Below are 694 nucleotides of genomic sequence, written 5' to 3' on the forward strand. Positions count from 1 at the left end.
GGATCGCGCTTGTCATCTTCCTATAAGCGAACATGCTCTTCATTCGATTCACACGCTTACTTCCATATCGATCACCTGTCTTGGATTGTGTGGTATCTAACTTTTCTATGATAATCGGCTTATGATACCGCACCGCTAAGTCAACTAAACGAATGACTTCCGCTTCAATTATCTTTGTGATTTGTCCAGTGGATTGACCCATAATAGAAAAACAGAGAGAACCACTTCCTTTGTAATTCCCATCCTTCGTTACATGCGCCCAAGCAAAATGATTGAGATTACAATCCACACCAATCACACCATCTGATTTACTATAATTCGTGTGAGGGTTTTCCGGTACATCGACTAAGCACTTTACAATGTAATATTCACCATGGTCTTCAACAGACCACGCAATCGGTTTGCCATGTTTTTTCTTATTCTTACACTGTAATTGTTTTGTGATCACTTCCTCAATAATTTCTTGCCCATACGGGAATGTGACAGCTGGAAACATAACTAGTTTTCCTGTACTTGTTGTCATCCATAATTCTTGATTCTCAACAACATACTGAAACACAAAATTTCCGTGTTTGGCATCTTTACGACCAGATAGTGTAAGTTGTTTATTTCGAGCACGAGAAAATAAGGTTTTCCATTTGTCATGGTTCTGCACGAACTCATCGATTGTAAATTGAGACCGAAACAGTTTTTT

The 694-nt window shown here is 38.8% G+C and carries 1 pseudogene; it reads right to left on the reverse strand.

Features of this window, described 5'->3' with window-relative positions:
* Positions 1-694: pseudogene (locus COO03_RS23860) on the reverse strand (IS200/IS605 family accessory protein TnpB-related protein); the annotation flags it as partial.

It is taken from the genome of Bacillus sp. AFS098217, from assembly GCF_002551815.1.
Lineage (GTDB): Bacteria > Bacillota > Bacilli > Bacillales > Bacillaceae_G > Bacillus_A.